General features: G+C 67.4%; 1 pseudogene. It reads left to right on the top strand.

Annotated elements, in window-relative coordinates:
* Positions 1-191, top strand: a pseudogene (locus B4E36_RS23385) (ATP-binding protein); the annotation flags it as partial.
* Positions 192-301 lie beyond the last annotated feature (110 nt).

The following is a 301-nucleotide window of genomic DNA, read 5'->3' as shown; positions in this document are numbered from 1 at the left end:
TCTATGGCCCCCATTCCGCCCGCCGCGCCCGGCGTTTCCTCGACTGGTTCGAGGAGCAGGGCCTGATCGTGCTCCACACCGAGCCCGGCGGCAAACGCGTCGTCGCCTTCCCGGATCTCGACGCCAAGACCGAAGGCGGCGACCCCGACGCGCCGGCGGATGCGCCCGAGCGGCGAGATGCGGCGGAGTAGGATGCTGTCCGCTCCTCCCGCGCTGTTTCTCGCGTCCCGGATAGCCATTGTGGTGCGGCGTCTTGCTGAAATCGACACCCTCTCATGAGTCATGCTCGTGCTTGACACGA

This window comes from Martelella sp. UBA3392 (genome assembly GCF_002358775.1).
GTDB lineage: Bacteria > Pseudomonadota > Alphaproteobacteria > Rhizobiales > Rhizobiaceae > Martelella > Martelella mediterranea.
This window is presented reverse-complemented; position numbering and strand designations above follow the sequence as displayed.